Source organism: uncultured Actinomyces sp., assembly GCF_963542285.1.
Taxonomy (GTDB): domain Bacteria; phylum Actinomycetota; class Actinomycetes; order Actinomycetales; family Actinomycetaceae; genus Pauljensenia.
Map to the genome: position 1 here is coordinate 1 of NZ_CAUTWQ010000016.1, position 26,030 is coordinate 26,030.

28 protein-coding genes and 1 pseudogene are annotated in these 26,030 nt (G+C 54.4%); 3 read left to right on the plus strand and 26 right to left on the minus strand.

From position 1 onward, the window contains the following. The 3 genes and pseudogenes from RW023_RS06780 to RW023_RS06790 all read left to right on the plus strand — a co-directional run. Positions 1-471, plus strand: a pseudogene (locus tag RW023_RS06780) (hypothetical protein); the annotation flags it as partial. Then, positions 468-1,250, plus strand: coding sequence for a hypothetical protein (locus tag RW023_RS06785; RefSeq protein WP_315580481.1), 783 nt, complete (start codon positions 468-470; stop codon positions 1,248-1,250). The pseudogene RW023_RS06780 and the gene RW023_RS06785, both read left to right, overlap by 4 nt. Positions 1,251-1,258: 8 nt before the next feature. Continuing rightward, a complete protein-coding gene (locus RW023_RS06790) occupies positions 1,259-1,543 on the plus strand; it encodes a hypothetical protein (protein WP_291458591.1) in 285 nt (94 codons plus the stop codon). Positions 1,544-1,618: 75 nt separating this feature from the next. On the opposite strand, the gene aspA is transcribed toward RW023_RS06790, so the two are convergent. From aspA to rimM, 26 genes are all read right to left on the minus strand, one after another. Then, a complete protein-coding gene (aspA, locus tag RW023_RS06795) occupies positions 1,619-3,031 on the minus strand; it encodes an aspartate ammonia-lyase (protein ID WP_034251059.1) in 1,413 nt (470 codons plus the stop codon). 65 nt (positions 3,032-3,096) lie between these two features. Next, complete coding sequence (locus tag RW023_RS06800) at positions 3,097-3,447, minus strand: acyl carrier protein (RefSeq protein WP_315580482.1); 351 nt, start codon at positions 3,445-3,447, stop codon at positions 3,097-3,099. A 6-nt stretch (positions 3,448-3,453) separates the two neighbouring features. Beyond that, positions 3,454-3,954, minus strand: a complete 501-nt coding sequence (locus RW023_RS06805; RefSeq protein WP_009748084.1) for a DUF3145 domain-containing protein — start codon at positions 3,952-3,954, stop codon at positions 3,454-3,456. A 148-nt stretch (positions 3,955-4,102) separates the two neighbouring features. Continuing rightward, positions 4,103-4,594, minus strand: a complete 492-nt coding sequence (gene def, locus RW023_RS06810) for a peptide deformylase (protein ID WP_315580484.1) — start codon at positions 4,592-4,594, stop codon at positions 4,103-4,105. Next, positions 4,595-6,406, minus strand: a complete 1,812-nt coding sequence (locus RW023_RS06815) for a proline--tRNA ligase (RefSeq protein WP_315580485.1) — start codon at positions 6,404-6,406, stop codon at positions 4,595-4,597. A 66-nt stretch (positions 6,407-6,472) separates the two neighbouring features. Further along, entirely contained in the window at positions 6,473-6,982 is a 510-nt protein-coding gene (locus tag RW023_RS06820) for a hypothetical protein (RefSeq protein WP_314501229.1), read from the minus strand. Positions 6,983-7,061: 79 nt separating this feature from the next. After that, entirely contained in the window at positions 7,062-8,198 is a 1,137-nt protein-coding gene (ispG, locus tag RW023_RS06825) for a flavodoxin-dependent (E)-4-hydroxy-3-methylbut-2-enyl-diphosphate synthase (RefSeq protein WP_315580511.1), read from the minus strand. Between the two features lie 111 nt (positions 8,199-8,309). Beyond that, entirely contained in the window at positions 8,310-9,539 is a 1,230-nt protein-coding gene (locus tag RW023_RS06830) for a M50 family metallopeptidase (RefSeq protein ID WP_315580486.1), read from the minus strand. A gap of 21 nt (positions 9,540-9,560) precedes the next feature. Beyond that, positions 9,561-10,754, minus strand: coding sequence for a 1-deoxy-D-xylulose-5-phosphate reductoisomerase (gene dxr, locus RW023_RS06835; RefSeq protein WP_315580487.1), 1,194 nt, complete (start codon positions 10,752-10,754; stop codon positions 9,561-9,563). 3 nt (positions 10,755-10,757) lie between these two features. After that, positions 10,758-11,309, minus strand: coding sequence for a DivIVA domain-containing protein (locus RW023_RS06840; RefSeq protein WP_291457809.1), 552 nt, complete (start codon positions 11,307-11,309; stop codon positions 10,758-10,760). Then, positions 11,309-12,547 carry a 23S rRNA (adenine(2503)-C(2))-methyltransferase RlmN gene (gene rlmN, locus RW023_RS06845; RefSeq protein ID WP_315580488.1) on the minus strand — a complete coding sequence of 413 codons (1,239 nt, stop codon included), beginning with the start codon at positions 12,545-12,547 and terminating at the stop codon, positions 11,309-11,311. Before rlmN ends, RW023_RS06840 begins: the two co-directional genes overlap by 1 nt. A 71-nt stretch (positions 12,548-12,618) precedes the next feature. Further along, entirely contained in the window at positions 12,619-13,515 is an 897-nt protein-coding gene (locus tag RW023_RS06850) for a phosphatidate cytidylyltransferase (RefSeq protein ID WP_315580489.1), read from the minus strand. Then, positions 13,515-14,072: a ribosome recycling factor gene (frr, locus tag RW023_RS06855; protein ID WP_009748074.1), complete on the minus strand. Its 558-nt coding sequence runs from the start codon at positions 14,070-14,072 to the stop codon at positions 13,515-13,517. Before frr ends, RW023_RS06850 begins: the two co-directional genes overlap by 1 nt. Before the next feature lie 13 nt (positions 14,073-14,085). Continuing rightward, positions 14,086-14,805 carry a UMP kinase gene (pyrH, locus tag RW023_RS06860; protein ID WP_009748073.1) on the minus strand — a complete coding sequence of 240 codons (720 nt, stop codon included), beginning with the start codon at positions 14,803-14,805 and terminating at the stop codon, positions 14,086-14,088. An 80-nt stretch (positions 14,806-14,885) separates the two neighbouring features. Next, positions 14,886-15,713: a translation elongation factor Ts gene (gene tsf / locus RW023_RS06865; protein WP_315580490.1), complete on the minus strand. Its 828-nt coding sequence runs from the start codon at positions 15,711-15,713 to the stop codon at positions 14,886-14,888. A 20-nt stretch (positions 15,714-15,733) separates the two neighbouring features. After that, on the minus strand, positions 15,734-16,570 hold the full coding sequence (gene rpsB, locus RW023_RS06870; protein WP_315580491.1) for a 30S ribosomal protein S2: 837 nt from the start codon (positions 16,568-16,570) through the stop codon (positions 15,734-15,736). 894 nt (positions 16,571-17,464) lie between these two features. Continuing rightward, positions 17,465-18,376: a tyrosine recombinase XerC gene (locus tag RW023_RS06875; protein WP_315580512.1), complete on the minus strand. Its 912-nt coding sequence runs from the start codon at positions 18,374-18,376 to the stop codon at positions 17,465-17,467. Between the two features lie 10 nt (positions 18,377-18,386). Further along, entirely contained in the window at positions 18,387-19,544 is a 1,158-nt protein-coding gene (gene dprA, locus RW023_RS06880) for a DNA-processing protein DprA (protein ID WP_315580492.1), read from the minus strand. Further along, positions 19,531-21,114: a YifB family Mg chelatase-like AAA ATPase gene (locus RW023_RS06885; protein ID WP_399499468.1), complete on the minus strand. Its 1,584-nt coding sequence runs from the start codon at positions 21,112-21,114 to the stop codon at positions 19,531-19,533. Before RW023_RS06885 ends, dprA begins: the two co-directional genes overlap by 14 nt. Beyond that, a complete protein-coding gene (locus RW023_RS06890) occupies positions 21,093-21,497 on the minus strand; it encodes a YraN family protein (RefSeq protein WP_315580494.1) in 405 nt (134 codons plus the stop codon). The genes RW023_RS06885 and RW023_RS06890 overlap by 22 nt, the downstream gene beginning before the upstream one ends. Before the next feature lie 189 nt (positions 21,498-21,686). Next, positions 21,687-21,986, minus strand: a complete 300-nt coding sequence (locus tag RW023_RS06895) for a DUF2469 domain-containing protein (protein WP_009748064.1) — start codon at positions 21,984-21,986, stop codon at positions 21,687-21,689. 48 nt (positions 21,987-22,034) lie between these two features. After that, the gene (locus RW023_RS06900; RefSeq protein WP_315580495.1) at positions 22,035-22,760 is read right to left on the minus strand and encodes a ribonuclease HII; all 726 of its coding nucleotides are present in this window, start codon (positions 22,758-22,760) and stop codon (positions 22,035-22,037) included. After that, on the minus strand, positions 22,757-23,473 hold the full coding sequence (gene lepB / locus RW023_RS06905) for a signal peptidase I (protein ID WP_315580513.1): 717 nt from the start codon (positions 23,471-23,473) through the stop codon (positions 22,757-22,759). Before lepB ends, RW023_RS06900 begins: the two co-directional genes overlap by 4 nt. Before the next feature lie 130 nt (positions 23,474-23,603). Continuing rightward, positions 23,604-23,960, minus strand: coding sequence for a 50S ribosomal protein L19 (gene rplS, locus RW023_RS06910; protein ID WP_019127080.1), 357 nt, complete (start codon positions 23,958-23,960; stop codon positions 23,604-23,606). A gap of 198 nt (positions 23,961-24,158) precedes the next feature. Further along, positions 24,159-25,484 carry a tRNA (guanosine(37)-N1)-methyltransferase TrmD gene (gene trmD / locus RW023_RS06915; RefSeq protein WP_315580496.1) on the minus strand — a complete coding sequence of 442 codons (1,326 nt, stop codon included), beginning with the start codon at positions 25,482-25,484 and terminating at the stop codon, positions 24,159-24,161. Positions 25,485-25,498: 14 nt separating this feature from the next. After that, complete coding sequence (gene rimM / locus RW023_RS06920) at positions 25,499-26,005, minus strand: ribosome maturation factor RimM (RefSeq protein WP_315580497.1); 507 nt, start codon at positions 26,003-26,005, stop codon at positions 25,499-25,501. Positions 26,006-26,030: the final 25 nt, after the last annotated feature.

A 26,030-nucleotide genomic window follows, 5' to 3' on the forward strand; every position in this document is an offset into this window, starting at 1 on the left:
ATGGAACTCCCCGACACGTGGAGGGCGTTATCTCTCCCGAATCCGAAAGCGATACTCACTCCACAGATTCCGCCAATAGTTAACGCGACCTCCGCGCACCCCCGTTCCCCTTTAGATGACGCTCTCTTTGTTGCAGTCGGAATTCCGGAAAAAACGACAGGCTTCCGACCGAATTTCATCGTGACCATCGATTTAATGGGGGAAAACCCGATACCCCTCGATGAAATTATTCCCGGCTGGATGACTATCGAAGAGACACGTTTCCCGATCCCAAATGATGACACACTGATGACTACCGGCCTTTACATTGACGAAGGACTCTCCTACACAGCGATCCAGTGGACCTGGACTCAGACAGTTAGTAACAGAACTGTCCGCCTCTATGCGACAGCAACCGCAACGACGACTTCAATTAATTCAATCGCTGATCAACTTCCCCGAATGCTCGAAACTTTACAGGTCACTCCATGAATACAAAAGATCGCCCCACAATTTCAATTCCGACTTTCCTCACAGAAGCGTTTCGCACTGCAGCTCTCGAGTCAGACAATGGCGAAAGGATATGGTTAGAAGCTGAAGAAGCAGCTGGACAACGCATTGAATCCGTTTTTTCTGCAGGCTGCCTGACCAAGGATGCACTGAATCTGTTTGCCCCTATCCAGAAGAGCACTCATCCGATCACTATTTATTCGCTCTCACCTCATTACACACCCAGCGTAATACGTCAGCTCTGTATTTTTCAGGCCCCGGTTTCGACAACAGTTTTACGCTCCGTCGGAGAAGAAAGCCATATCTATCTGATCGATACAGAAGAAACCCCCCACGTTTTACTGGCAAACTCCCCGATCTTCACTCGTGAGAACGATTTCGACGCTCCAAGATACATTCAGTCGCAGGCAGTTGAGGCACTCAGTAGAGGTGATATCGAAGAAGCCAAAGGACTGCTCATAGATCGGACGACTCGATATATGAATCCAAGGTTTCACCGGGAAATTGAGGAAGATAACTGGGAATATTCGGCGTGGACTCGATGGAAGCGCGTTGCCAGGCGCTATGAGCCAATTTCCAGCATCGCAACGCTATCAACTCCTTCGGCAAGCTACAAGATCGCAACCTCACGTGTGCCATCCAGCTACCTCGCTCCGCCCTGCATGGTTCGTAAACAACGTTCAGATCCGGCACGAGTTGGGCTCGAGGGCTACTACCAAACGATGCTCTGGTGCGAGCTCGCCAACTACTTCAACCTCTAGGAGGTAAGGTGTCTCAGGATATCGAATGGCATCCAGAATACGTGGCTCAAGCTGCGAAAAAAGCTGATGACGCCGGAGAAAGCGCGGCAAAAACACGACTCTCATCTATCCCAGCTGCTGGCACCAGCCAGGAGATACTCGATTCATTGATTGGTGAAATGAACAATCTAGCCGATCAGATAGTATTCGCTGCTGCAGGTATATCGCATGCGGTGACAGAGGTAAATCAAGCATTTATCCGCGTTGAAGCAGACAATCAGGATATAGCCAAATCGGCGATTATTTCATCCTGAAATAACCACCAATTTAGGAGCCCACCTGGTTTGGGACGAGAGAGAATATCCCCCGCCCCAAACCAAACTAGAAGATCAATCGACCTGTGCACCTCGGTAATGAGGGTTCGCAAGGTTTTCCGGCGAAAGAATCGCCTCGACCTCTTCATCCGAAAGCAATCCCATCTCGGCAATCACTTCGCGAACGGTCTTTCCCTCTGCAGCAGCGCGCTTACCCACAACATCGCCGAGGTGGTGCCCGATCACATCATTGAAGTACGTAACAATACCAATAGAGTTCTCAACGTAGGAGCGGCAGACCTCGGCATTTGCCGTGATTCCATTGACGCAGCGCTCACGAAGAGTGTCGCACGCATTCACAAGAAGATCGATGGATTCGAAGGTTGCTTGCGCAATAACAGGCTCCATGACATTCAACTGAAGCTGGCCAGCTTCAGCAGCCATTGTCACAGTTTGGTCATTTCCGATGACCTTAAAGCACACTTGGTTGACGACCTCGGGAATAATCGGATTCACCTTTGCAGGCATGATCGACGAACCTGCAGCCATCTCAGGAAGATTAATTTCATTCAAACCGGCGCGTGGCCCCGAAGCAAGCAAACGAAGATCATTACAGATCTTCGACAGTTTCACGGCTGTGCGCTTAATCGCTGCATGCATGGACACATATGCTCCGGTGTCGGAAGTTGCCTCAACCAAATGGGTCGCAGCCTTAACTCGAGAGCCGGTAATGCGACGCAGGTGACGGACAACAACGTCCTGATAACCAGTAGGGGTATTTAGCCCCGTACCGATCGCCGTTGCACCCAAGTTTGTTTCGAGGAGAAGCTCTGCATTCACTTCAAGACGTGGATCTTCCTCACGAAGCGTAACTGCAAAGGCCGACATTTCCTGCCCGAGCGTCATCGGCACCGCATCTTGCAGCTGAGTACGCCCCATGGTCAGCACATCACGGAATTCATCGCCCTTCGCTGCGAAAGCATCGGCAAGATCCTCCACAGCCCTGCGAAGCCTCTCGATCTTTCCATGAAGCGCCAACCGGAACGCAGTCGGATAGGCATCGTTCGTCGACTGCGAATGATTCACGTGGTCATTGGGGTTGATCACGTCATAATCACCGCGAGGAAGCCCCAGCATCTCCAGTGCACGATTCGCGATGACCTCATTGGCATTCATATTGACGCTGGTACCCGCGCCACCCTGGAATTGATCAATCGGAAATTGATCCATGCAGGTTCCATTAGTCAAAATATCGTCACAAGCCGCAACAATAGCCTCTGCGGTCTTAGCGCTGATCACATGAAGTTCACGATTTGCCAGAGCGCAGGCCTTTTTAACCTGGACGATTGCGCGGATCATCTCAGGAACTTGGTTGATTGTCCGACCACTGATTTGATAGTTCTCAAGGGCACGAAGCGTGTGGATTCCCCAGTATGCTTCATCAGGAACTTCTCGCGTACCCAGCAGATCTTCTTCGATTCGTGCCACCTGTGATTCTCCTTGAGTTGGTGTGGTCGCAGACAATGACACCATTCTAGGTCAGAAGTTTGAGACTACCTCACCAGCTCACCGACACTGCTCGTAATATCTCCGATGGTCACCCATTGGGATACCGCGGCATCCGGGATAGTGATAGCCAGTTCATGCTCGATGGCTGAAACAGCGGCATACAGAGATAAGGTGTCCAGATCAAGCGCGCTCAATAAACACGCATCATCGAGATTCTCTGGAACTACTGACGCGTTTGAAACAAGCGCATCCTGTACAACCTGACGCACGTGCTCAGCGCGTTCCTCTGCTGCCTGCTCGCGTGCGCCTTCAATTGCCTCAACGGGTGCAGCTTCAGAATTCGAGGCTAAGGCCTGTCCCAGCGCATCACCTAAAAGGTCACCGATAGTACCCATAGATTATTAGCCTACGCGGTTGAGCCAGCGAACGGGCGCTCCTGCTCCTGCGTGACGGAAGGGTTCCAGCTCATCATCCCAAGCCTGACCCAAAGCCAGATCGAGTCCTTCACGCAGCTCTTCATAAGAACTTGCCTTTTCGATAGCTGCACGCACACGGTCTTCGGGAACGACGACATTACCGACGCTGTCCATCTGCGCATGGAAAATACCCAATGACGGAGTATGCGACCAGCGTCCCGCATCGCAAGAGGGACTAGCTTCTTCGGTGACCTCGTAGCGCAGGTGCTCCCATCCGCGTAGTGCCGAGGCCAAGCGAGCTCCCGTACCGGCGCTTCCCACCCAGGAGTATTCGCAGCGGAGCATTCCCGGGGCCGCCTCTTGGGGGGTCCACTGAAGGTGAACTTCGCTTCCCAAGGCAGCACCGACAGCCCACTCGATGTGCGGACATAGAGCGGGCGGCGTTGAGTGTACGAAAAGTACACCGCGGGTATAGGACCCTCGCATTGTGGCCTCCTGTGTTTGAGGATCGTCTTCCCCTACGCCCTCAATCCAATGCCACAGCAAACGGTGTATGCACATTCTAACGCAAAAACTGCGGCGGATCGCGTGGGATCCGCCGCAGTTGCGCAAAGATCAGTTCGACATCTGTCTTTTAATAGTTTGCCTCGCGAATTTCACGCAGAGCGCGTTTACGCGTCTTGCGATCCAGTCGGTCAATATAGAGCATGCCATCAAGGTGATCACACTCATGCTGAATGCAACGAGCCATCAGCTCTTCACCCTCGATGACTACTGGCTTTCCATCCAAGTCAATACCTTCGCAGCGGGCATACCACGCACGCTGCGTGGGGAACCAGAGCTGAGGAACAGACAGACAGCCTTCATCACCGTCCTGATACTCGTCTTTGCTGAGCTCAACAATCTTCGGGTTCAGAACGTAGCCGATCTCGCCATCAATGTTGTAGGAGAATGCACGCAGCCCCACACCGATTTGGTTTGCTGCAAGACCTGCACGCCCATCCATATCAACAGTCTCAAGCAAGTCTTCGACCAATGCCTTCACAGAAGCATCGATATCAGTAATGGGATCACAGGGGGTTCGAAGGACTGGATCACCGATCACACGGATCTCACGCAGAGCCATTTACTTACCCTCCCCCATCAGCTCACGATGAAGCTCTTCGATACGCTCAACTGCTGATTCAACCGGAACCTCGAAAGACTCTCCACTTGCACGCAGACGGATCTCGACCTTGCCCTCTGCCAATCCACGGCCAACAACAACCGCAATCGGAAGACCGACCAGTTCGGCATCGGCGAACTTCACACCGGCGGATACTTTGCGGCGATCATCAAAGAGGACATCAAAACCATCACGGTCCAATGCTGATGAGATCGACTCAGCAACCTCGAAAATCTCATCCGTCTTACCCGTAGCAAGAACGTGAACATCGAATGGCGCGATATTTGCAGGCCATGCCAGACCACGCTCGTCACTATTGGATTCAGCAAGTGCGGCTAGGACACGCGAAACACCAATGCCGTATGAGCCCATGGTAACAACCTGGCTCTTGCCATTTTGGTCTAGAACGGTCAAACCCAAGGACTTTGCGTACTTGCGGCCAAGCTGGAAGATATGACCAACTTCGATGCCACGTTCCAAGTGAAGCGGACCAGAGCCATCTGGAGCCTGATCGCCCTCCCGGACCTCGGCGGCCTCGATGGTACCGTCGGCGGTAAAATCACGCCCCATCGTCAGCCAGTACACGTGCTTCCCGGGAGTATTTGCACCAGCGATCCACGTGGTTCCATCAACCACGCGTGGATCAACCAAGAAGCGAATACCACCCACAGGATTACCATCCTCATCGAGGTGGCGAGCAGGCGAGTTCGGTCCTGCAGCCATGGGACCGATGTAACCGGGAACTAACTCGGGGTGCTTCGCCAGATCTTCCGAACCGGCCATTTCAACTTCTGCCGGAGCGACCGAAGCCTCGAGACGCTTCATATCGATATCGCGATCACCGGGCACACCCAAGAGGACGACCTCACGCTCACCATCAGGGTGCGTGAGCGTGACAACGAAACTCTTCAATGTATCCGAGGCTTGCCACGGGCGATCATCGCGGGGGTAAAGCTCATTGGAGCGCTCAACCAAGGCCTCGATAGTCGGCGCATCGGGAGTTTCACGCATCTCGAATTCGGGAATACCATCGAAAGGAATCGGCTCGGGAGCGGGCGTCACCACGGCCTCGGCGTTAGCGGCGTAGCCTCCTGGAGAGCGCACGAAAGTATCCTCGCCAATCGGGCTGGGGTGAAGGAATTCCTCGGAACGAGAACCACCCATAGCACCCGACATCGCGGAAACAATCACGTACTCCAAGCCCAGACGCTTAAAGATGCGCTCGTAGGCATCGCGCTCATTCTGGTAAGCAGCATCCAGACCAGCATCATCAATATCGAAGGAATACGCATCCTTCATGACGAACTCACGGCCGCGGATCAGACCCGCGCGCGGACGGGCTTCATCACGATACTTCGTCTGAATCTGGTAGATCGTCAGAGGCAGGTCCTTGTACGAGGAGTACTGATCCTTCACCAAGAGGGTGAACATCTCCTCGTGGGTAGGAGCCAAGAGATAGTCCCCGCCCTTACGATCTTGCAGCTTGAACAGGGTCGGGCCATATTCATCCCAGCGATCGGTCGCCTTGTAGGGCTCTGCCGGAAGAAGTGCAGGAAGGTGGACTTCCTGGGCACCGATACGGTCCATCTCTTCACGAACAATTGCCTCTACCTTGCGCAACAGACGCAGGCCAAGAGGAAGCCACGTGTAGATACCCGGGGCAGTACGACGAATGTAGCCCGCACGGACAAGAAGCTTATGGGAAACAACTTCGGCATCAGCCGGATCTTCGCGCAGCGTGCGCAGGAAGAAAGAGGAAAGAGTTCTTAACACACCTCAATCCTAAAGCACAGCGGGCACAGGCACGAAGCCTGCACCCGCGGTGGACTATTGTTCAGCTCACAAAGCCTCTGCTGCTTCCTTCAAATCGCGCAGCATCGACATGGTTGAGTAGGACTCGGCACACACGCCAGCCCAGAGGCGCCAGAGTGGAGTCGACTCGGTAGCCTGGTGGCGCTCACGCAGGTGAAGGCGGGTACGGCCATTGGCCTCGGGAAGAAGAGCAAAAGTGCAGGTACCGGTGTACTCATCCACTTCGTCTTCCCACTCCAGATTGCGTCCCGGGGCGGGAACGCGGATCACCAGGCAATCGCCCTCCTGGCGGATCAGGACACGACCGTCCTCATCCTCTTCAAAAGCAGCATCAATCACTTCCCACACGCGAGTCGGCAGCGCGTCAATCTCTACCGCACGATCAACGACGACATCAGCATTCGGAAGCTCAAGATCGCCGGGAAGGGAAACCGAGGCCTCGGAACGAGTCAGTCCAATACGACGCGGAAAACCCGTCGCGTAAATTGCGCCAGCACAGCCCAGGACCCCCAGAGCAGCTACGGTACGAATCTTCATAACAAATCCCCTTTGATCAGGCTGTTACATTCAATGTTCTTATATGGAAGGATACGTGAATTCTTCGCGATTGTTGCCTTTATCGAATAACCGGAAGAACCTCGACAGATCCTTCACCTTCTTCAAGTCCCATTTCTTCAGCAAGCAGGTTCGCATGCTTAATGAGGGTTGGGACAATGTCATCTTCGGGAACGGTCTCGACGACCTCCCCACGGATGAAGATCTGTCCCTTGCCATTGCCCGAGGCCACACCGAGGTCAGCCTCACGAGCCTCGCCTGGACCGTTGACAACGCAGCCCATGACGGCAACGCGCAGGGGCACAGTCAGATCCTTGAGGCCTTCAGTGACATCTTCTGCCAGTGTCCAGACATCAACCTGCGCACGCCCACAGGAAGGACAGGAAACGATCTCAAGGGTCTTTTCACGCAGGCCCATGAACTCCAAGAGCTTCGTGCCGACCTTGACCTCTTCAACAGGAGGTGCAGACAGAGAGACACGGATCGTATCGCCAATGCCATCAGCCAAAAGCACGCCGAAAGCCGCGCAGGACTTAATGGTTCCCTGGAAAGCTGGCCCGGCCTCGGTCACGCCAAGGTGAAGCGGCCAATCGCCCTTTTCAGAGAGCAAACGGTAGGCCTGAATCATCGTCAAAACATCGTGGTGCTTGACCGAAATCTTAAAATCATGGAAGTCGTTCTCTTCAAAGAGCGATGCTTCCCAGACTGCTGATTCGACAAGGGCTTCAGGGGTCGCACGACCGTACTTCTTGAGAAGACGCGGATCCAAAGAACCCGCATTCACGCCAATGCGCAGCGAGGTTCCATGGTCGGAAGCGGCGCGGCAAATTTCCTTCACCTGATCGTCGAACTTACGAATATTTCCGGGGTTCACGCGAACCGCACCGCAACCGGCCTCAATCGCTGCAAAAACATACTTCGGGTTGAAGTGAATATCGGCAATAACAGGAATGCGCGATTGCTTAGCAATAATTGGCAGTGCTTCAGCATCCTTATCAGTCGGGCACGCAACACGAACAATGTCGCAGCCCGCTGCGGTAAGCTCTGCGATCTGCTGCAGCGTCGCACCGATATCGTGAGTCTTCGTTGTGGTCATCGACTGAACAGAAACGGGAGCACCCCCACCAACAGGCACATCCCCCACCATGATTTGACGAGTCTTGCGACGCGGAAAAGGAGCTTCGTGGACGCTGGGCATCCCTAAGTTAATTTCAGTCACCTTGTCATTATCTCCCACTTGTATGCAGCTGGCACCCGGGCCAGCCAGACGCTGATGAAATCGATGAAAGCTCGCAGTGCTATGAGCGACCTATTGAAGGCTGATTGGCACGACAATATCTGCAATCATCAGCAGAACGGTCATCGCTACCAAAATGGTGCCCATCGTGTATGTCAGTGGCATGAGCCGCGCAGTATCGACCGGTGGCGGCACTTCCCTTCCACGTACCCGAGCAAATCCTCGCCGAATCCATTCATAGATTGCCGGAACGATATGTCCTCCATCAAGCGGCGGGAAAGGAAGAAGATTAAACACAAAGAGCGCCATATTCAGGGAAGCCAGGATCGACAGCAAAAGGGCAGCCGATCGCATCCAACCACCGCTGCTTGCCGTCACATCAGACGATGTTGCATCTGCAGCAATCCTGCCGATACCGACAACCGACATGACCCCACCCGAATCACGGGGTGCGCCTGTGAAAATCGAACGACCAACATCCCACAGGGCAATTGGTAGACGGGCAACGACGCTCACTGTGCCGGTGAAGGTCTCCCCCACGGCTGAGGCAACAGTTCCCGCGCTGGCGGCTTGATATTCGGTCCCCGCAATGACACCGATGCTGACGCTATCTCCTGATCGCAGCGGATCGACTTTCGCGTGGAAAAGTTGGCCATTTCGCAGGTAGTCAATATCGATACTGCCCTGTGAGTCTGCAATGTTCTGGCGCATCTGCTCCCACGAGGTGACGGCGCTGCCGTTGATTCCCGTGATCGTATCCCCCGCTCGAATACCTGCGGCGTATGCCGGAGCATCGACGGTGGCTCCCTGGGTAGTCAGCTGCTGGGGAACCTCGCTCAGGGTCAACGAGGCTTTGGGAATTCCAATCCCAACCAGAGCAATCGATAGGAAGAGAATCGACAGGAATAGATTGACCAGCGGACCACTGATCATGACGATGATCTTCTGAGCGGGATGAAGAAGATAGAATGCGCGAGAGCTGTAGCCTTCTGGAATTTCTTCCATACTGGCCTCACGAGCCTCCTGTGCAAGGGTCGGCTTTCCGCGTCGATTCGTCGTTTTCACCCCGTCGCGAGCGGGTGCAAACATCCCTACCAAACGAACGTAGCCACCCAGAAGAATCGCTCGAAGGGAATAGGTCGTCTCCCCTTTTTTGACGCCAAAAATCTGAGGTCCAAAACCAACAGCAAACTCAGGAACGTAAACGCCAAATTTTTTTGCAGGAATCATGTGGCCACATTCGTGAAGTGCGACAGAGATCAACAATCCCACGACGATGACTAGAACACCAATAATTCCCACGAAAAACCTTTTTCTTTCCTCTCACAGGATGTGAGAACGAGCAGAAGCCTTGGCCCACTCTTGGGCGCCAAGAATATCCTCCAGCGTAGGCTCATCGATGCCTTCGTGCTCGGCCAGAACCTCCTCAAGAAGATCCACGATTGATAGATACGGAAGCTGTCCGCGTAGAAATGCCTCAACGAAAACTTCGTTTGCAGCGTTGTACACAGCGGGATGGGTCGGAGATTCAGTAACAGCAGCTCGTGCCAAATTGATTGCCGGGAAGGTTTGGGAATCAACCGGCTCAAAAGTCCATTCTTGTCGCTGAAGGAAATCCACTGGTCTTTCGATATCTGGAAGTCGCTTGGGCCATGTCAATCCCAATACAATAGGAAGCTTCATATCGGGGGGCGAGGCCTGGGCAATCGTCGCCCCGTCCTTCCATGTCACCATAGAGTGGACGATGGACTGAGGATGAACAACTGGGACAATATCCGAGGCCGGAACATCGAAGAGAAGATGCGCCTCGATGAGTTCTAGGCCTTTATTGACCAGCGTGGATGAGTTAATGGTGACAACTGGCCCCATATTCCACGTTGGGTGCGCCAGCGCCTGCTGCGGGGTTACTTCCGCCAGATCAGCGCGTTTCTTTCCCCTAAAAGGCCCTCCCGAGGCCGTGAGCACCAATTGCGCAAGTTCACTCTTGCCAGTGACTCGCTGCGCGGTCAAACCTTTTTCATGAACTCCACTGGCGAGACATTGGGCAATGGCCGAGTGTTCTGAATCGACAGGGACAATTTGCCCATCACGCTTCATCGCACGCCGGACTAGAGGCCCACCAACAACCAGAGATTCTTTATTTGTCAAGGCAAGAGTTGATCCGGCCTCGAGGGCCGCAAGGGTGGGACCAAGCCCAACACCGCCGGTAATACCGTTAAGGACGACTGCGTGAGGGAAGGATCCCGCAATTTGCGTTGAAGCATCCGAGCCGACCAAAATCTCTGGAATTTCACCAGCAGCCGCAGCAATCAGGTGCTCAAGCCTGTGCGCATCACCATCGTGGATTCCAACGACCCGAGGTCGATAACGAACGCATTGTTCTGCCAAAAGCTCAAGAGAACGGCCGCCAGCGCTCAGGGCAACAACTTCGAAATTTTCGTGGTGCTGGTCAATAACCTCAAGCGCCTGTGTACCGATTGATCCCGTAGAACCAAGCAGAACGACCTGTGTACTCATGTGTCAGTTGACTGAAAGAAGGATTTCAACAGCGCGCCCAAGATAGGCATCGACCGGACCCATTGCATAGGCCTTTTTACCGCGAGCGGACTTGAAAAGCGCATGCCGCACATCATCAGCAGCCAGATCCTCACGATCATCAAAGAAAGCTGCAATCTGATCCAAAAGGTCATCGACCTGTTCAGCGTTGTAGCCAATTCCCGAACGGGGATGTGAAAAACGCTGTCCATAGGGACGGAGCAGACGCGGATACAATGTCGTCGCACGATCGGCTACCTTTTCGTACCAAGCACCTTCGCCATTAACAGCGATGTGGTCGGCGCGGTCGCGCTGGACAAAAGCAGCTTCAAGTCGACTCATTGCCGCATCTACCGCTTGGGTGTCATAGCCATTACGTTGCCTTGGGAAGGACGCCTGACGAACCTGTTCAGCACTGAACTGTTCAGCCGGAAGCCCTCCTTCGTATGCATGACGAGCATCGATGAAGAACTCATCTACGGCATCCTTACCGTAACCGCGCCGGAAAATTCCCGTAGTCGGGAAAGCGTCGCCCATCACTTCTCCTCTTCGTGTGCACTATTATCACGTGCACTCTGACGTGCACGCTCACGGTTATTAACAGCCGTTGCGAGCTGACCGCAAGCCCCGTCGATATCGGAACCACGTGTGTCTCGAATCGTTGTCGAGATTCCATTGTCTCGCAGCGTCTTCACAAATGCATCCTGCGCCCGACGGGTGGATGCAGTCCAGATCGAACCAGGGGTCGGATTCAAAGGAATGGGATTGACGTGTGCCCATCCCCTGCCTCTCTTGTTGAGCTCATCTGCCAGCAACTGAGCACGCCAAACCTGATCGTTCATGTCTTTAATCAGCGCATACTCAATAGAAACGCGCCGACCAGTAGCTACAAAGTACCTGCGAGCCGCGTCCAGAAGCTCTCCCACTTTCCATTTGGAATTAATGGGGATGAGCTCATCACGAAGGTCATCATCCGGGGTGTGCAGTGAGACCGCAAGAGTCACCGGCAGACCTTCTTGAGAGAGACGATCAATTGCGGGAACCAAACCGACCGTTGAAACCGTCACGTTCCGTGCAGACATCCCAAAACCGGCAGGTGCGGGATCGATGATGCGGTGAAGAGCTGCGACCACCGCCTTGTAGTTCGCTAAAGGCTCCCCCATCCCCATGAAGACCACATTTGACAGGTGTGTTGAAGAACCCCCAACCAGCCCTTCTTCACATGCCTGGTGGGCAGCGCGCACTTGATCAATGATCTCTGCGGTTGAAAGATTTCGGGTTAGTCCCATCTGACCTGTAGCGCAGAAAGGACAGCCCATACCGCATCCAGCTTGGGAAGAGATGCAAAGCGTCGTACGGTCGGTGTAACGCATCAGAACGGATTCAACACGGGCGCCATCATAAAGCTCCCATAGGTGCTTGAGTGTTTCTCCGCCATCAGCTTCCAGAACAGCAACCTCACGAACAAGAGATGGAAGGAGAGTCGATGCAATGAGATCATGAGCACTCTTTGGCATATCCGTCATCAAGGCCGGATCGCTGATATGACGCTCAAAGTAGTGGCGCGACAACTGATCAGCGCGGAAGGAAGGGAGTCCGGCCTCGGACACAAATTCCTTGCGTTCCTTCTGATCAAAATCTGCAAGGTGGCGAGGAGCCTTACCGCGCCGACGCGCTGTAAAAGTAACTTGAGGCTTCGCATCAGGCGAGGTCGCACCCTCAGGTAACTGGTCTGTCGGGCGAACTTCTCGTCTTGCTCGATTGGTTGTGCTCATTCGTTGCTCCTCCTCTCCCCGTGCATAGCCTAGTCGCATGCGCCCTCAAGTGCTTTCATTCAGATGCGAACTTAACGCAAAGCGAAAATAAAGATCACATAGAAAACCGGGGCGGTCATCAGCAGCGAATCGACACGATCAAGCACACCGCCGTGCCCTGGGATCAATCTTGACATGTCTTTGAGCCCAACCTCACGCTTAATCAAAGATTCGGTGAGGTCCCCGATCGTCGCACACACGCAGCCACAAACACCGGCAATGACACCCCACCACCACGTCGCGCCCAGCAGTACGAATCCGCCGATTCCCATGAGGATGCAAAAAACCAAAGAGCCGATGAAGCCTTCCCACGACTTCTTCGGAGACAGTCGTGGTGCCATGGGATGTTTACCAAACATAATCCCCGCAAGCCATCCACCGATGTCATTGAAGCAGGTGACAAGGACATAAACACCGATCACCGCGGGCGAGCGAAAATCTCGCAGCAAGAGGACAACAAAGCAGGCCAAGAAAGGAACGTAGATGGCACTGAAGACACTCGCAGTGATGTCAGTGATTCTGGAAGGAGTCGGCGCATCAACCAATCTCCATGCGACGACAGCAAAAACCGTCAAGTACAGCGCCATTGTGACGGCCTCGGGCCCCAAGAACCACGCGCACACCATCATCCCAATTGCGCCAAGATACAGCGGCGACATGGCAAGACGTGTCCCCACGCGAGCAAAGGCTCCACCCAACTCCCATAAACCGAGGAGTGCAATGCAGCATACAAAGGCAACAAAAATACCTTGAACAACAAGCAGTGACGCGACAAGAAGGGCAATCAGCACGATTGCGGAAGAAACCGCTGCCGGAAGATTCCGTCCTGCCCGTCCGGTGGGTGCAAGTGGCTGAGTGTTTTCGCGCGGCTCCGGAGAGAAGACGCGCGAAAACACTGAGGGATGCGGTTGATGGAATGAAGCCGACATCAGATTGTCAGGAGTTCACTTTCCTTCGTAGCCAAGAGCTTATCGATCAGCTCAACACGTGCCTTCGTGGCGGATTCAAGAGCCTTTTCTGCGCGTTCGACCTCATCCTCACCTGCATCGCCATCCTTCTTTAGGCGATCAAGAGCTTCCTTGGCCTTACGACGGATAGAACGAACAGAAACGCGAGCGTCTTCGGCTTTATTCTTAGCCTGCTTCACGTATTCCTTACGACGCTCTTCAGTCAGCGCAGGCAGAACCACGCGGACAACATTGCCGTCATCGGTCGGGTTGACGCCCAGATCCGACTCACGCAGGGTCTTAATGATTTCTTGAGTCGCAGTGCGGTCGAAAGGAGAAATCAGAACCGTGCGGGCCTCGGGAATCTGGAAAGAAGCGAGTTGCTGCATGGGCGTCGGCGCACCGTAGTAGTCCACCAAGAGCTGTTCAAACATGCCGGCATTTGCACGGCCAGTACGGATATTTCCAAACTCGTGGCGGGCAGCCTCGACCGTCTTATCCATCTTGTCTTCTGCTTCGAGCAGGATGTCATCAATCACGGAAGTGTTCCTTTCAGTGTGATTCGCTGAGCACAAGCGTACCGATTTTTTCACCTCGTAGCGCTGCAGTAACGTTACCAGCTTCAGACATGCCAAAGACGCGCATTGTGAGACCGTTTTCCTGCCCAAGAGCAAACGCTGCAGCATCGACAACTTTCAGGCCTCGACTCAAGGCATCCTGGTAGGTGACAAAGTCGAGTTTCTTCGCATCGGGGTTAATACGGGGATCGTCATCATAGACGCCGTCTACACCATTCTTTGCGACAAGCAGTTCATCGCAATGAGTTTCCAAGGCTCGCTGCGCAGAGACGGTATCGGTGGAGAAATATGGAAGGCCCGCGCCAGCACCGAAAAGAACGACACGGCCTTTCTCCAAGTGGCGGATTGCGCGCAGAGGAATGTAAGGTTCGGCGACCTGCTGCATGGCAATCGCACTCTGAACGCGCGCCGGAACACCGGATTGCTCAATAAAGTCTTGAAGCGCAAGGGCATTCATGACGGTTCCGAGCATCCCCATGTAGTCTGCGCGGGAGCGGTCAAGCCCCTGTCGAGAGAGCTCAGCACCGCGGAAAAAGTTACCGCCACCAACGACGACTGCAACCTGGATCCCTGCATGAACGGCATCTGCGATCTGTTCTGCGATTGAACGCACTACCGTGGGATCGAGGCCGACGGAGCCTCCGCCGAAAGCCTCACCTGAGAGTTTGAGCAGGACACGACGAGCAGCTGGCATGGATTCTTCTCCTTTGAATATGTGCTGAGTCGAAAGAGATAGGGCGATGGCCCCGCCAGAAGCGGGGCCATCACACGAAATCAGGCGCCGACGTGGACGCGCACGAACTGGGTGACCTTTGCACCAGCGTCGCGCAGGACCTGTCCGACGGACTTTGAAGGATCGCGAGCAAATGCCTGATCGACCAGGCAGTTGTCCTTGAAGAACGCCTCAAGACGTCCCTGAACGATCTTGGGGACGATCTTCTCGGGCTTGCCTTCCTCGAGGGTGATCTTCTCGAGGGTGGCGCGTTCCTTCTCCAAGACATCGGCCGGAACCGAGTCACGATCAAGGTAAGCGGGCATGTAGGCGGCGACGTGCATCGCGATATCGTGTGCAACGCCTGCTCCAGCTGCGTCGGTGACGACGAAGACGCCAACCTGCGGGGGCAGGTCGGGGCTGGTCTGGTGCAGGTAGAGATCAACGTTCTCGCCTTCAACACGAATCACGCGACGGATCTCGAGCTTTTCGCCGATAACTGCGGCCATTGCGTCAAGCTGTTCCTTGACAGTGGAGTCGCCCATCGGAGCTGCAAGCAGCGAGTCGACATCGGATGCGCCGGAGGCAACAGCGGCCTCGAGGACAGAGTGTGCGAAGTCGATGAACTTCTGGTTCTTAGCAACGAAGTCAGTCTCTGAGTTGACCTCGACCATGACGCCCACGCCGTCCTGGACGGACGCAGCGAGCAGGCCGGCGGATGCCTGACGGCCTTCGCGCTTGGACAGCGACTTGAGGCCCTTCAGACGAATGATTTCGAGAGCCTTCTCGGCATCGCCTTCGGCTTCCTGGAGCGCCTTCTTGACGTCCATCATGCCTGCGCCGGTCTTCTCGCGCAGAGCCTTCACATCAGCGGCAGTGAAATTAGCCATTACTGAATTCCTTTCTCAGCTCAGTCCTGTGCAGGCTTTTCAGACTCTTCGGCAACGGCTTCTGCTGCGGACTCGTCAGCCGCAACTTCACCTTCGAGGAGCTCACGCTCCCACTCAGCCAGAGGCTCAACTGCGGAGGAATCCTCAGAAGCATTCTTACGGCCGGCGCTGCGTGCAAGCAGGCCCTCAGCAACTGCGTCTGCAATCACGCGGGTCAGCAGTGCAACCGCGCGAATCGCGTCGTCGTTGCCGGGAATGCGGTAGTCGACCTCATCCGGATCAGCATTGGTGTCCAGGATGGCAACGATCGGGATGTTGAGCTTGCGAGCTTCGGAGACAGCGAGGTGTTCCTTCTTGGGGTCAACGATCCACACTGCGGAAGGAACCTTGGCCATATCGCGGATACCACCGAGGGTGCGAGCGAGCTTATCCTTCTCGCGGCGCATCATCAGCAGTTCCTTCTTGGTGCGGCCGGAAGAGGCAACATCATCGAAGTCGATCTGCTCAAGTTCCTTCAGGCGCTGGAGGCGCTTGGAAACGGTGGAGAAGTTGGTGAGCATACCACCGAGCCAGCGGTGGTTCACATAGGGCATGCCAACGCGCTGTGCCTGCTCGGCGACAGCTTCCTGTGCCTGCTTCTTGGTGCCGACGAAGAGGATGGTTCCGCCGTGTGCAACGGTTTCCTTGACGAAGTCGAAGGCGATATCGATATCGGCAATGGTCTGCTCGAGGTCGATGATGTAGATGCCGTTACGCTCGGTCAGAATGAAGCGCTTCATCTTCGGGTTCCAACGACGGGTCTGGTGCCCGAAGTGAACGCCAGATTCCAGAAGCTGGCGCATGGTGACGACTGCCATTGCATCGTCCTTTCCCCGCTGAGCGGGATCATGGGGTTTCCCCCGGTTTTCTCGGTTAATGTGCCTTTCGGCCCTGGTGCCATGACGTTGCGACCCATTGGACCGTGACGCAACTGCCCCGGCACTTTCACTTCCGTGAGGTGCTCGGAAAATGGCACGCGAAGTCATCCGCATAGCGAATGCTGTTCAATCCTACCGTATTCGTCACAGAGATTCGGCTTTCAGAAGGTGCACAATGACGAAATTCAGCTTGTGATTGCTCACTTTTTATCCACAGGGTGTACGCCCTCTCCGTATTTTCCACAGATTCAAGCATGCTCATGCATACAGACGATTTTTAAAGAGATCGTGGTCTATGGCGATATTTCTTAATCTTCGCAAGATGCTGACACACATAGGACTGGTGGCATTCATCGTTTTCGGATTTCTTGTCCAACCAACATATGGTGCTGCTCCTGCCCATTCCGCTTCGCAGTGGCGCCAGCCTTTCGGAGGCGGCTTCACCTTGGTTAAAGCTTTTAACCCACCGGATAGACCCTGGCTGAGTGGATCTCGGGGAGTATGGCTCAACCTCCATAACCCACAAGGAACAATCGAATCACCATGTGACGGCAGGGTGATCTACAGCGCCGAGCTCGCTGGTCGCAAGGTTCTTTCAATTGACTGCGGCGGGATCCATTCGACTTTTGAACCGGTGGTCACCACGCTGCACGCCGGCCAACGCGTGGCGCGTGGAGAGCAAATTGCGTCAGTTCCTCCCTTAGCGAGCGCATGGACAAGCACATCTCTTCGAGAGGGAGAGATTCACTGGGGCGCAAAAGTCTCGCGCACTCGATATATCAACCCATTGCGGATGCTCACTGGGCACCCCAGGCTTAAAACCCTTTGAACACACTAGGCACGAGGGTGTGCTTGCCGATAAATCGCACTCAGACGCTGGGCATCAACATGCGTATACCTCTGTGTCGTCTGAAGCGAGGAATGCCCGAGCATTTCTTGCACTGCCCGAAGATCGGCTCCCCCACCCAAAATATGCGTTGCTGCGGTATGCCGAAGGGCGTGAGGTGCAATATCTCGAACCCCCGCTCGTGCGCACATCCGGTGGAGCATTCCTCGGATTACGCGCGGGTCGATGCGTTTACCTTTGTCTCCAACAAAGAGCGCTTTCCCTGCTTCTGGATGGGCAATCTCTTGCCTTGGACCATTGAGCCAACGCTGAAGGGCATTGAGACAAGTTCGAGTAAAGGGAACAATGCGTTCCTTGTTTCCTTTACCGATCACACGAAGGGTCATTCCCTGTTGATCAACCGAAGTCGTATCCAAGGAGCAGACTTCGCTCACACGTATTCCAGTTGCGTAAACGGTCTCCAGAATTGCCCAATCTCGTACTGCTGCTGGTGTGGGATCATCACTGGCTTGGAGCGCAGCACATGCAAGGAGGCGTTCAGTGTCAGAAACTGTTTGGACCTGAGGAAGCTTCTGATCACCGCGAGCGCTGGTCACAAGCAGCCCAGGATCAGTTGTGAGATAACCTCGACGGTGCGCCCATGCCGTAAATGAGCGTATCGAGGCAGTCTTGCGTGACACGGTCGACCGTGAGTTCCCCTTGCGAAGTTCATCTGCAAGCCACATGCGAATTGCGCGCAAGGTAACGACGTCATTGACGTTTTCTGCTGTGATCTCTTCAGTACCCGAATCTTCAAGGAATGAGTGCAAGTCTGCGGTATAGGCACGCAAGGTATGCGGAGAAACTACGGCATTAGCGCGCAGGTAAGTCTCCCACGCCTCCAGCAGTCTTTCCTCCATACCCTGCAGTTTAGCGATGCTGGGTTTTACTTCGATACCAGCCGCGCTCATCGTTTGCGACATAACCTTCTAATTGAAGCCGAACAAGCGCAACCTTCACGCTTTCCTCATCCAGACCAGCAGCAACTGCCGCTCTTTCAATCGTCATTGAACGCCTCTGCGGAAGCGCCTCAAAGACTCTGCGCATCAGCGGCTCGAGCGCATCAATCCCATCATCGGGAGCTGTTGGGTCCCCAAATAGTGGCATTTGGTTTTCTTTAGGAATCTTCTCCCCAATCATGTCGATGATATCCGCCCAATCACGAACGATTATCCCGCCATTACGTAACAGTTCGTGGACACCGCGTGAAGACTCGGCATAGACCGAACCGGGAACTCCACCAACGGGGGTTCCCATCTCAAGTGCCCAACGCGCAGTTGCTAGCGCACCCGAGCGCGGCGAAGCCTCGACGACAACAACCCCAGCGGCAGCTGCAGCGATCAGGCGGTTCCTTCCTAAGAAGCGCCACTTAGCGGGCCGGAAAGTGCAGGGGAGTTCGGATACTAACGCCCCTCCACACCTCAGAATCCCGCGAAAAAGATCGCTATTGCTGGCTGGGTAGAGGTTTCCTAATCCGCCAGCCATGTAGGCACAGGTATGGCCTCGAACATTAACGCTTCCCTGGTGCACCGCGGTATCTATTCCTATTGCTCCGCCCGAGATTGTCCCATAACCACGATGACACAGCTCTGAAGCCAGTTCACTAGCTACTTCGTTTCCATAGTGTGACGAGGCTCGAGCACCAACGATTGCGATAGAGGGGGACTTCGGCATCTCTCCGATGACCCAGAGTATTCGAGGCTGCCCCTCCCCTAGTTTTTCAAAGCCGCCTGGCCAGTCAGGATCGCTCGGAAGAACAAGACGCCCACCGATTTTATTCAGGATTTCCAATTCAACGTGTGGATTCGCAGCCAAAGCACGCGGTCGCCAGCGCTTCCAGCAGGAACGAAATACATCTTCCTCATTTCTCAAACACTGAGGGATTACGGGCTCCGAGGCTAAGATCCAGGATTTTGCATGCTCGTCTCCCAAACGCAGTCGTAAAAGATCAAGGTGCACATCCGATGGTTCGCTCACGCTATTCCACCAGATTTCGTCGAGTAGTTTCGGTGTCTCATCCGATGCCATAGTTCTCTCCTCCTTGCCTGAGCTGGAGAGCAGCAGAGAACTCATCCAGTCCAATCGAGTTTTTTCCCGAATAATCTGCGCAGGTCCACATAAGTCGCAGTAAGCGATCTGCTCCCCTCATTGAGAGTTGTCCTCGATCAACTGAGCGATCGATCATGCTCAGGATGTGATCCGAAGGTGGGTGAAGCGATCGAATCCACGAGCCAGCAACATCCCGATTGAGTCGCCATTGAGTATCTTTAAGCCGATGAGCAGCTCGTTCACGCGCTTCGCAGACCTTGTCTTTGAGTGAATGTGAGGTGAAGTGAGATGTACAAGCAAGTTCCGCCTGGCTGGGAACACGCATTGACAGTGTGATGTCGATGCGATCAATCAGAGGTCCCGAAAGACGTGCCAGGTAACGCCTTCTTTGAATGGAAGAGCAGGAACACGAACGGATTCGTCCGCCTAGGTGCCCACACGGACAGGGATTTGTTGCCATCACCAATTGGAAAGAAGCCGGGTAACGCGCCGTATGGCCTGAACGCTGGATACGCACCCACCCTGACTCCAGTGGTTGCCGAAGAGAATCCAGAACTGCCGGCGCAAATTCTGTCGCTTCATCAAGAAACAGAATTCCTGCATGTGCCAATGAAGCGGCACCTGGGCGGATGAGACCGCTGCCTCCACCGACCATTGCAGGGATTGACATCGAGTGATGCGGAGCTTGAAATGGAGGTTCTGTAAGCAACTCTCCGCTACTCAGGTCCCCGGCGATGGAATGAATAGCGCTAGCGGTTAAGGCATCGCTCTGCTCGAGTTGCGGAAGGATTGACGGAAGTCTGGAAGCCATCATCGTCTTCCCGCTTCCAGGTTCCCCGATCATCATCAGATGATGGCCGCCCGAGGCCGCGATGGCGACAGCCTCGATTGCGCAGTTGTGTCCGCGTACTTGAGAAAAGTCTCCTGCTCCCCCACTTCGCGTTCTTTCTTCCTCTACGTCCTTAAGCACCGGTTCTTCAGCGACTAGACCAAGTACTGTCGCTCGTTTTGCCTGCCCACCGAATGCCTGGACGAAGTCCGCGAGGTGCGCGAATGCGCACACTTCTATCCCTGGAACGAGTTGGGCTTCGTTCCGCGCCTCGAGAGGAACGAATACTCGGGTAATACCCGATCGTCGCGCCGAAATTACCGCAGGCAGAATCCCCGGAAGAGTATGCAGACTGCCGTCCAAAGCAAGTTCGCCAATAAAGACTTCACCTGCGACTCCTGTGCTTCGGATCTTAGAAGTCGCCAGAAGTATTGAGGCGGCAATAGAGAAATCAAATCCCGAGCCCGATTTTGGAAGCCCAGCGGGAGAAAGCCCGACCGTAACGTGCCGGTCGAGAACTTCCAGCTCACAAGCCTGGAGCGCTGAGCGAACACGATCGCGCGATTCTCTTAAGGATGCATCCGGAAGCCCGACTAGGGTGAAATTCACTAACCCGCGGCCGACATGCGTTTCAACGTCGACGATATTTCCATCGAGGCCCACCAAAGCAATTGCGCGAGTACGTGCAAGCGAAGAAGTCATGCGATCCCCCTGAGCCATTCAATCTTCGGGGGATATCGCAAGAAATCTACAGTTCCGCCTTCTCGCAGTTCTTGTCCGCAGGCTCTAGGCACCGTCAAGGCGATAATGTCGATACGCAGTTTTGAGAAGAGCCTGCGCTGGCGAGCCCACTGGGCCGCAAGCCGGCGGAGTTTCAGTACCTTCCGTGTATCAATTGATTCGAGTGCACTGCCGTAACCACTTCCGACGCGAGTGCGGACTTCGACAACGACTGCGGTATTTCCTTCGCGAGCAAGAATGTCGAGCTCTCCGCGGTTTGAGTCGCGCCAATTCCGTTCAAGAACTTCTAGTCCTTGTTCTTCAATGAAACGACAAGCATAGTCTTCCCCCGCTTGACCGAGGTATTTTCTGTAGTCCAACACAGCTCCTTCCCACTGAAGGAAGGATGACAAAACAGGGACTACGGGAAGCGCTCACATGAAATTCTGTGGAAAACACCGATGAGGTGTCAGCCCTGTGGACAATACGCACGCCTAAACAACGAGATGTGCAACAGACAATGAAGCACGCATCGGATGACCCGATACGTGCTTTCCAATAGCAACCCCAAATTAAGCGAGAGGTAGCTCAGGCTTATTGAGTTCCTCGACGTTGACATCCTTGTAGGTAACGACGCGCACTGAGTGTACGAATCGTGAGGAACGGTAAATATCCCAGACCCATGCATCGGTCAGGGTCAATTCAAAAAAGATATCTCCGCCAACGGGACGAGCCTGCACATCGACGTGGTTACACAGGTAGAAGCGACGCTCAGTTTCAACGACATACTTGAACAATCCAATGACATCGCGATATTCGCGAAACAGTTCAAGTTCGAGGTTGTTTTCATACGATTCGATATCGCCAGCCATGATCGCCTCCTGTGTTGCTCCCAGTATCTTAGAGCGCGACCGAGTAATTCAGCTTTCGACACCCGGAAGCCGCCATGAGCGCCGGTGAAGCTCCGAGGGCCCCAAACGCTTCAAAGCATCGACATGCGCGGCTGAAGAATAGCCTTTGTTAGATGCCCATCCATATCCGGGGTCCTCGTATTCTTCCATCAAACGATCGCGAAAAACTTTCGCAGCAACTGAAGCAGCAGACACCGTCGCACACGATGCATCTGCCTTAACACGAGTAAGGACCTTTGGCGTAGAGACTGTGGGATAAAGCGGACCATCAAGATCATCAAAAAGATCTGGAGAATCACTGAGCCAATCGTGGCTTCCATCCAAAATGACAAGATCTGCTTGAAAACCACGATCGGATGCGGCCTTCAAAGCACGCCGTCCGGCAAGTCGGAGCGCAGCGATAATTCCAAAACGATCGATCTCATCATTGCTTGCCTGACCAATTTGAATGCAAGGACTCCACTGACAAACAGGCTCGAATAAAGCCTCACGGGCGCGAAGACTGAGCATCTTCGAATCGGCGAGCCCCGGAAGAACTGGAATCCCGGTAGGAGGAGCGAAAGCCAAGCCAACGCATACCGGACCGGCAAGAGATCCGCGTCCAACCTCGTCCATGCCGGCGACCACGCCGAAACTGCCTTGGAGCTCTTCTTCCCACTCACGGGTGGGAGTAATTTTGGACGAGCGCTTCGGTGCTTCTCCGCGGCTCGAGGAAGTCTGCTTGGATGCGTTCATTTGGCGTCGGGGACGTCAGCGAAGACCGAGCGGTCTCCAAGCCACGTCAGGCGGTTGGTCGGCCAAATGACCGCGAATGCTCGCCCGACCACTGCGCTTTCGGGAACGTAGGGAGATTGTCCGTTCCCCATGTGATAGCGAGAGTCTGCCGAGTTTGTTCGGTTATCCCCCATGACCCACAGAGAGCCTTCAGGAACAGTGATGTCGAAAGTTATTGACGAGGCCGCACCTTGGTTGGCAATGTAGGGCTCGGTGATCGTGACGCCATTGACCTGAAGCTTGCCATCTGCCGTACAGCACGTCACGTGATCGCCGCCTAGACCGATAACTCGCTTCACTAAGGTTTGTTCTCCACCTGCGGGAAGCAATCCGGTAAATTCAGCCGCTTTTCGCAAAGGCGAAGAGGTCTCTGTATCGCTCTTGGCAAGCCATCCCAAAGTGTCATCAAAAACGACAACGTCTCCGCGCTTGATGTCTCCCGTAAAGTGAGAAACACGAGATACAGCGATGCGGTCTTTTTCAACCAGAGTATTACGCATCGATGCGGAAGGGATCCAAAAGACCTGCACAAGGAAAGCGCGTAGGAGCGAGGAGATCACCAAGGCACAGACGATAATAACGGCAAGCTCACGCAGCCAATTGAAGGGGTTCTTCCGTGCCCGACGTTCTTCGCGTTCGATGTCCTTAATCGAAGGGCCGTGAGCGACCGGCATTCGGACGACTTTCCCACGTGCGCCTGATCGACTCATAAACAGATCCCTTTCCTATGTCTACCGTAAATTCTCACACGTATGCGAAAACCCGGCATCCTTAAGGATACCGGGCTTATATCGCGAGCGAGTGTCACTCGGCAGATCCGGAGCGGTGCTCCTTGATCTTTGCGGCCTTACCGTGGCGCTCACGCAGGTAGTAGAGCTTTGCGCGGCGCACGTCGCCCTTGGTCACGACCTCGATCTTGTCGATCGTGGGTGCGTGCAGGGGGAAGGTACGCTCAACACCGACACCGAAGGAAACCTTGCGGACGGTGAAAGTTTCGGAAACACCGTGGCCACGGCGTGCGATAACAACGCCCTGGAAAACCTGGATACGTGAGCGGTTACCTTCGATAACCTTCACGTGAACCTTAACGGTATCGCCTGCACGGAAAGCAGGGATGTCTTCGCGCAGCGATGCTGCATCGACGGCGTCCAGCTTTTGCATTTTCACTCCTTGACGCTTCTGCCGCAGGTCAGTCACGTCTTTTCGGCAGGTCAAGCCTGCGTTTCTTCATATATCTGCATGATCCGGCGGCCCCCCACGGCAGGCTACGCCACACACAGACCGTATAATTGTGCCACAGCTCAGGTACTAAAGAACACCCCGAAAGCCCAGAAGTGTGAGCACAGAGCGGTGATTTCGCTAACTCTCCATGGGGCGAATCATGACGACGTCGGTGGCCTCGGTATTGGCACTCAAACGAAAACGACGCCTTCCTGCCTTTTTAAAACCATGCTTGCGATAAAACCGTTGTGCGCGTTCGTTATAGATGTGTGTTCCTAAAACAATTTGGCTTGCGCCTTCTTCTCTGGCAATACGAATCGTATGCTCCAGAATCGCTCCAGCAATACCTGTTCCGTGAGCATCTTTTCGCACATAGCACTTCGAAAGATAGGCAGCATGATCATCCAGCGGATACTTGCCATTTCCACGCGGCATGTCTTTCGGACTGCGCAAGAAAATCAAGGTGTAGGCAAGAAGCTGGCCTTCACTGACTGCAAGGAAACAGCGCGCATTGGGATCAGCAAGATATTCCTCAAAAACCTGCGGATTCAATCCATCAGAAATAAAAGCCTGGACATCTTCCTCAGGAATAAAGTCCGGAGGTGCCATGGGGAAAGTGAGGCTCGCAAGCTCACTGATGCGCTCGGCCTCGTCAGGGCGCGCAGCACGAATCTCAACGGGCGTAATGCGATCCTCACGCATCAGCACGCCGTTTTCCGCCAGGATTTCCCTGTCCCGAGTACTCAGTTGATCAGCTGAAGAACGCGCTATGCGGGCAACGATATCCGGGCGTCGTTGCGCTGTTCGCTCAAGACTGCGATCTAAACGCCAACGATCGATCTTAGCGTGGTCACCGGACATCAATACATCGGGAACCTGGTGCCCGCGCCATTCTTGTGGCTTCGTGTAAACCGGGTATTCCAAGAGACCAATACCGCTGTGGGATTCTTCAACCAGAGAATCTGGGTTCCCAATCACTCCGTCAATCAATCGACCAACAGCTTCAACCAAGACCAAGGCTGCCACTTCCCCACCGTTGAGGACGTAATCCCCGATGGAGAATTCTTCAACTACAACACCGCGATTACGGTAGTGATCAGCAACGCGCTGATCAATGCCCTCGTATCGTCCGCAGGCGACGATGATTCGATCGAAATGTGACAGTTCCTCAGCTTTTCTCTGGTTAAAGGGGATTCCCGAAGGTGTGGGGATAGCTAGAACGCACTTTCCAGGCTCTGCTCCGATGACGGTGTCCAGTGCCTCCCCCCAGACATCAGGCCTCATGACCATACCCGCACCCCCACCATACGGGGTGTCATCAACCGTTCGATGACGATCATGAGTCCATGAACGCAGGTCGTGGACGTGAATGTCCAGTTGGCCGCTTTGACGGGCCTTCCCCATGAGAGAGAGGTCAAGAGCGGCGAAGTACTGCGGGAAAATACTCAGCAGATCGATACGCATAGGCTTTCTCTTCCTCAGCGGGCCTCAATGGCTTGATCATCAAAAAGCCCGGGGAGCGGCTCGATCGTCACGGTACCGTTTGGGATGTCAACCGTGGGAACAAGTTGATGAACAAAGGGAACCATGACAGTGCCTGCGGAGGTCTTCACTAATAGGAGATCCTGAGCGGCCCCCATTTGGAGCCCTTGAACCACGCCCAGTTCATTCCCTTGAGGATCAACTGCGCGCAGGCCCTTGAGCTGGTGCGGATACCATGCATCTTCTTCTTCCCTCTCGTCGACAAGCAGACGAGCGCCGCGCAGCGCTTCGGCGTCCTCACGGCTTGAAACCTCATCAAACAAGGCGATCACACGATCTTTTTGCTGACGAATTGAAGAAAGCGTGAGCTTGGGGAACTGCGCATTCGAGGTCGAGAAGCTCTCTCCGGGGGTAAAAAGCTGCGGATCGTCGCTTCGAATATCCACAATGACTTCCCCACGCAGTCCGTGTGCGGGTCCAATCTGTGCTGCCGTCATAAGCATGGGATGAATCCTTTTCGGGGGTATG

What these genes read in the sequence shown, in the direction of transcription:
- RW023_RS06785 (WP_315580481.1), top strand. Translation starts at nt 468, where the DNA reads ATGAATACAAAAGATCGCCCCACAATTTCAATTCCGACTTTCCTCACA.
- RW023_RS06800 (WP_315580482.1), bottom strand. Translation starts at nt 3,447, where the DNA reads ATGGGTACTATCGGTGACCTTTTAGGTGATGCGCTGGGACAGGCCTTA.
- RW023_RS06805 (WP_009748084.1), bottom strand. Translation starts at nt 3,954, where the DNA reads ATGCGAGGGTCCTATACCCGCGGTGTACTTTTCGTACACTCAACGCCG.
- def (WP_315580484.1), bottom strand. Translation starts at nt 4,594, where the DNA reads ATGGCTCTGCGTGAGATCCGTGTGATCGGTGATCCAGTCCTTCGAACC.
- RW023_RS06820 (WP_314501229.1), bottom strand. Translation starts at nt 6,982, where the DNA reads ATGAAGATTCGTACCGTAGCTGCTCTGGGGGTCCTGGGCTGTGCTGGC.
- ispG (WP_315580511.1), bottom strand. Translation starts at nt 8,198, where the DNA reads ATGCCCAGCGTCCACGAAGCTCCTTTTCCGCGTCGCAAGACTCGTCAA.
- dxr (WP_315580487.1), bottom strand. Translation starts at nt 10,754, where the DNA reads ATGAGTACACAGGTCGTTCTGCTTGGTTCTACGGGATCAATCGGTACA.
- RW023_RS06840 (WP_291457809.1), bottom strand. Translation starts at nt 11,309, where the DNA reads ATGGGCGACGCTTTCCCGACTACGGGAATTTTCCGGCGCGGTTACGGT.
- rlmN (WP_315580488.1), bottom strand. Translation starts at nt 12,547, where the DNA reads ATGAGCACAACCAATCGAGCAAGACGAGAAGTTCGCCCGACAGACCAG.
- RW023_RS06850 (WP_315580489.1), bottom strand. Translation starts at nt 13,515, where the DNA reads ATGTCGGCTTCATTCCATCAACCGCATCCCTCAGTGTTTTCGCGCGTC.
- pyrH (WP_009748073.1), bottom strand. Translation starts at nt 14,805, where the DNA reads ATGCCAGCTGCTCGTCGTGTCCTGCTCAAACTCTCAGGTGAGGCTTTC.
- tsf (WP_315580490.1), bottom strand. Translation starts at nt 15,713, where the DNA reads ATGGCTAATTTCACTGCCGCTGATGTGAAGGCTCTGCGCGAGAAGACC.
- rpsB (WP_315580491.1), bottom strand. Translation starts at nt 16,570, where the DNA reads ATGGCAGTCGTCACCATGCGCCAGCTTCTGGAATCTGGCGTTCACTTC.
- RW023_RS06875 (WP_315580512.1), bottom strand. Translation starts at nt 18,376, where the DNA reads ATGGAGGAAAGACTGCTGGAGGCGTGGGAGACTTACCTGCGCGCTAAT.
- dprA (WP_315580492.1), bottom strand. Translation starts at nt 19,544, where the DNA reads ATGGCATCGGATGAGACACCGAAACTACTCGACGAAATCTGGTGGAAT.
- RW023_RS06885 (WP_399499468.1), bottom strand. Translation starts at nt 21,114, where the DNA reads ATGGCTCAGGGGGATCGCATGACTTCTTCGCTTGCACGTACTCGCGCA.
- RW023_RS06895 (WP_009748064.1), bottom strand. Translation starts at nt 21,986, where the DNA reads ATGGCTGGCGATATCGAATCGTATGAAAACAACCTCGAACTTGAACTG.
- RW023_RS06900 (WP_315580495.1), bottom strand. Translation starts at nt 22,760, where the DNA reads ATGAACGCATCCAAGCAGACTTCCTCGAGCCGCGGAGAAGCACCGAAG.
- lepB (WP_315580513.1), bottom strand. Translation starts at nt 23,473, where the DNA reads ATGCCGGTCGCTCACGGCCCTTCGATTAAGGACATCGAACGCGAAGAA.
- rplS (WP_019127080.1), bottom strand. Translation starts at nt 23,960, where the DNA reads ATGCAAAAGCTGGACGCCGTCGATGCAGCATCGCTGCGCGAAGACATC.
- trmD (WP_315580496.1), bottom strand. Translation starts at nt 25,484, where the DNA reads ATGCGTATCGATCTGCTGAGTATTTTCCCGCAGTACTTCGCCGCTCTT.
- rimM (WP_315580497.1), bottom strand. Translation starts at nt 26,005, where the DNA reads ATGCTTATGACGGCAGCACAGATTGGACCCGCACACGGACTGCGTGGG.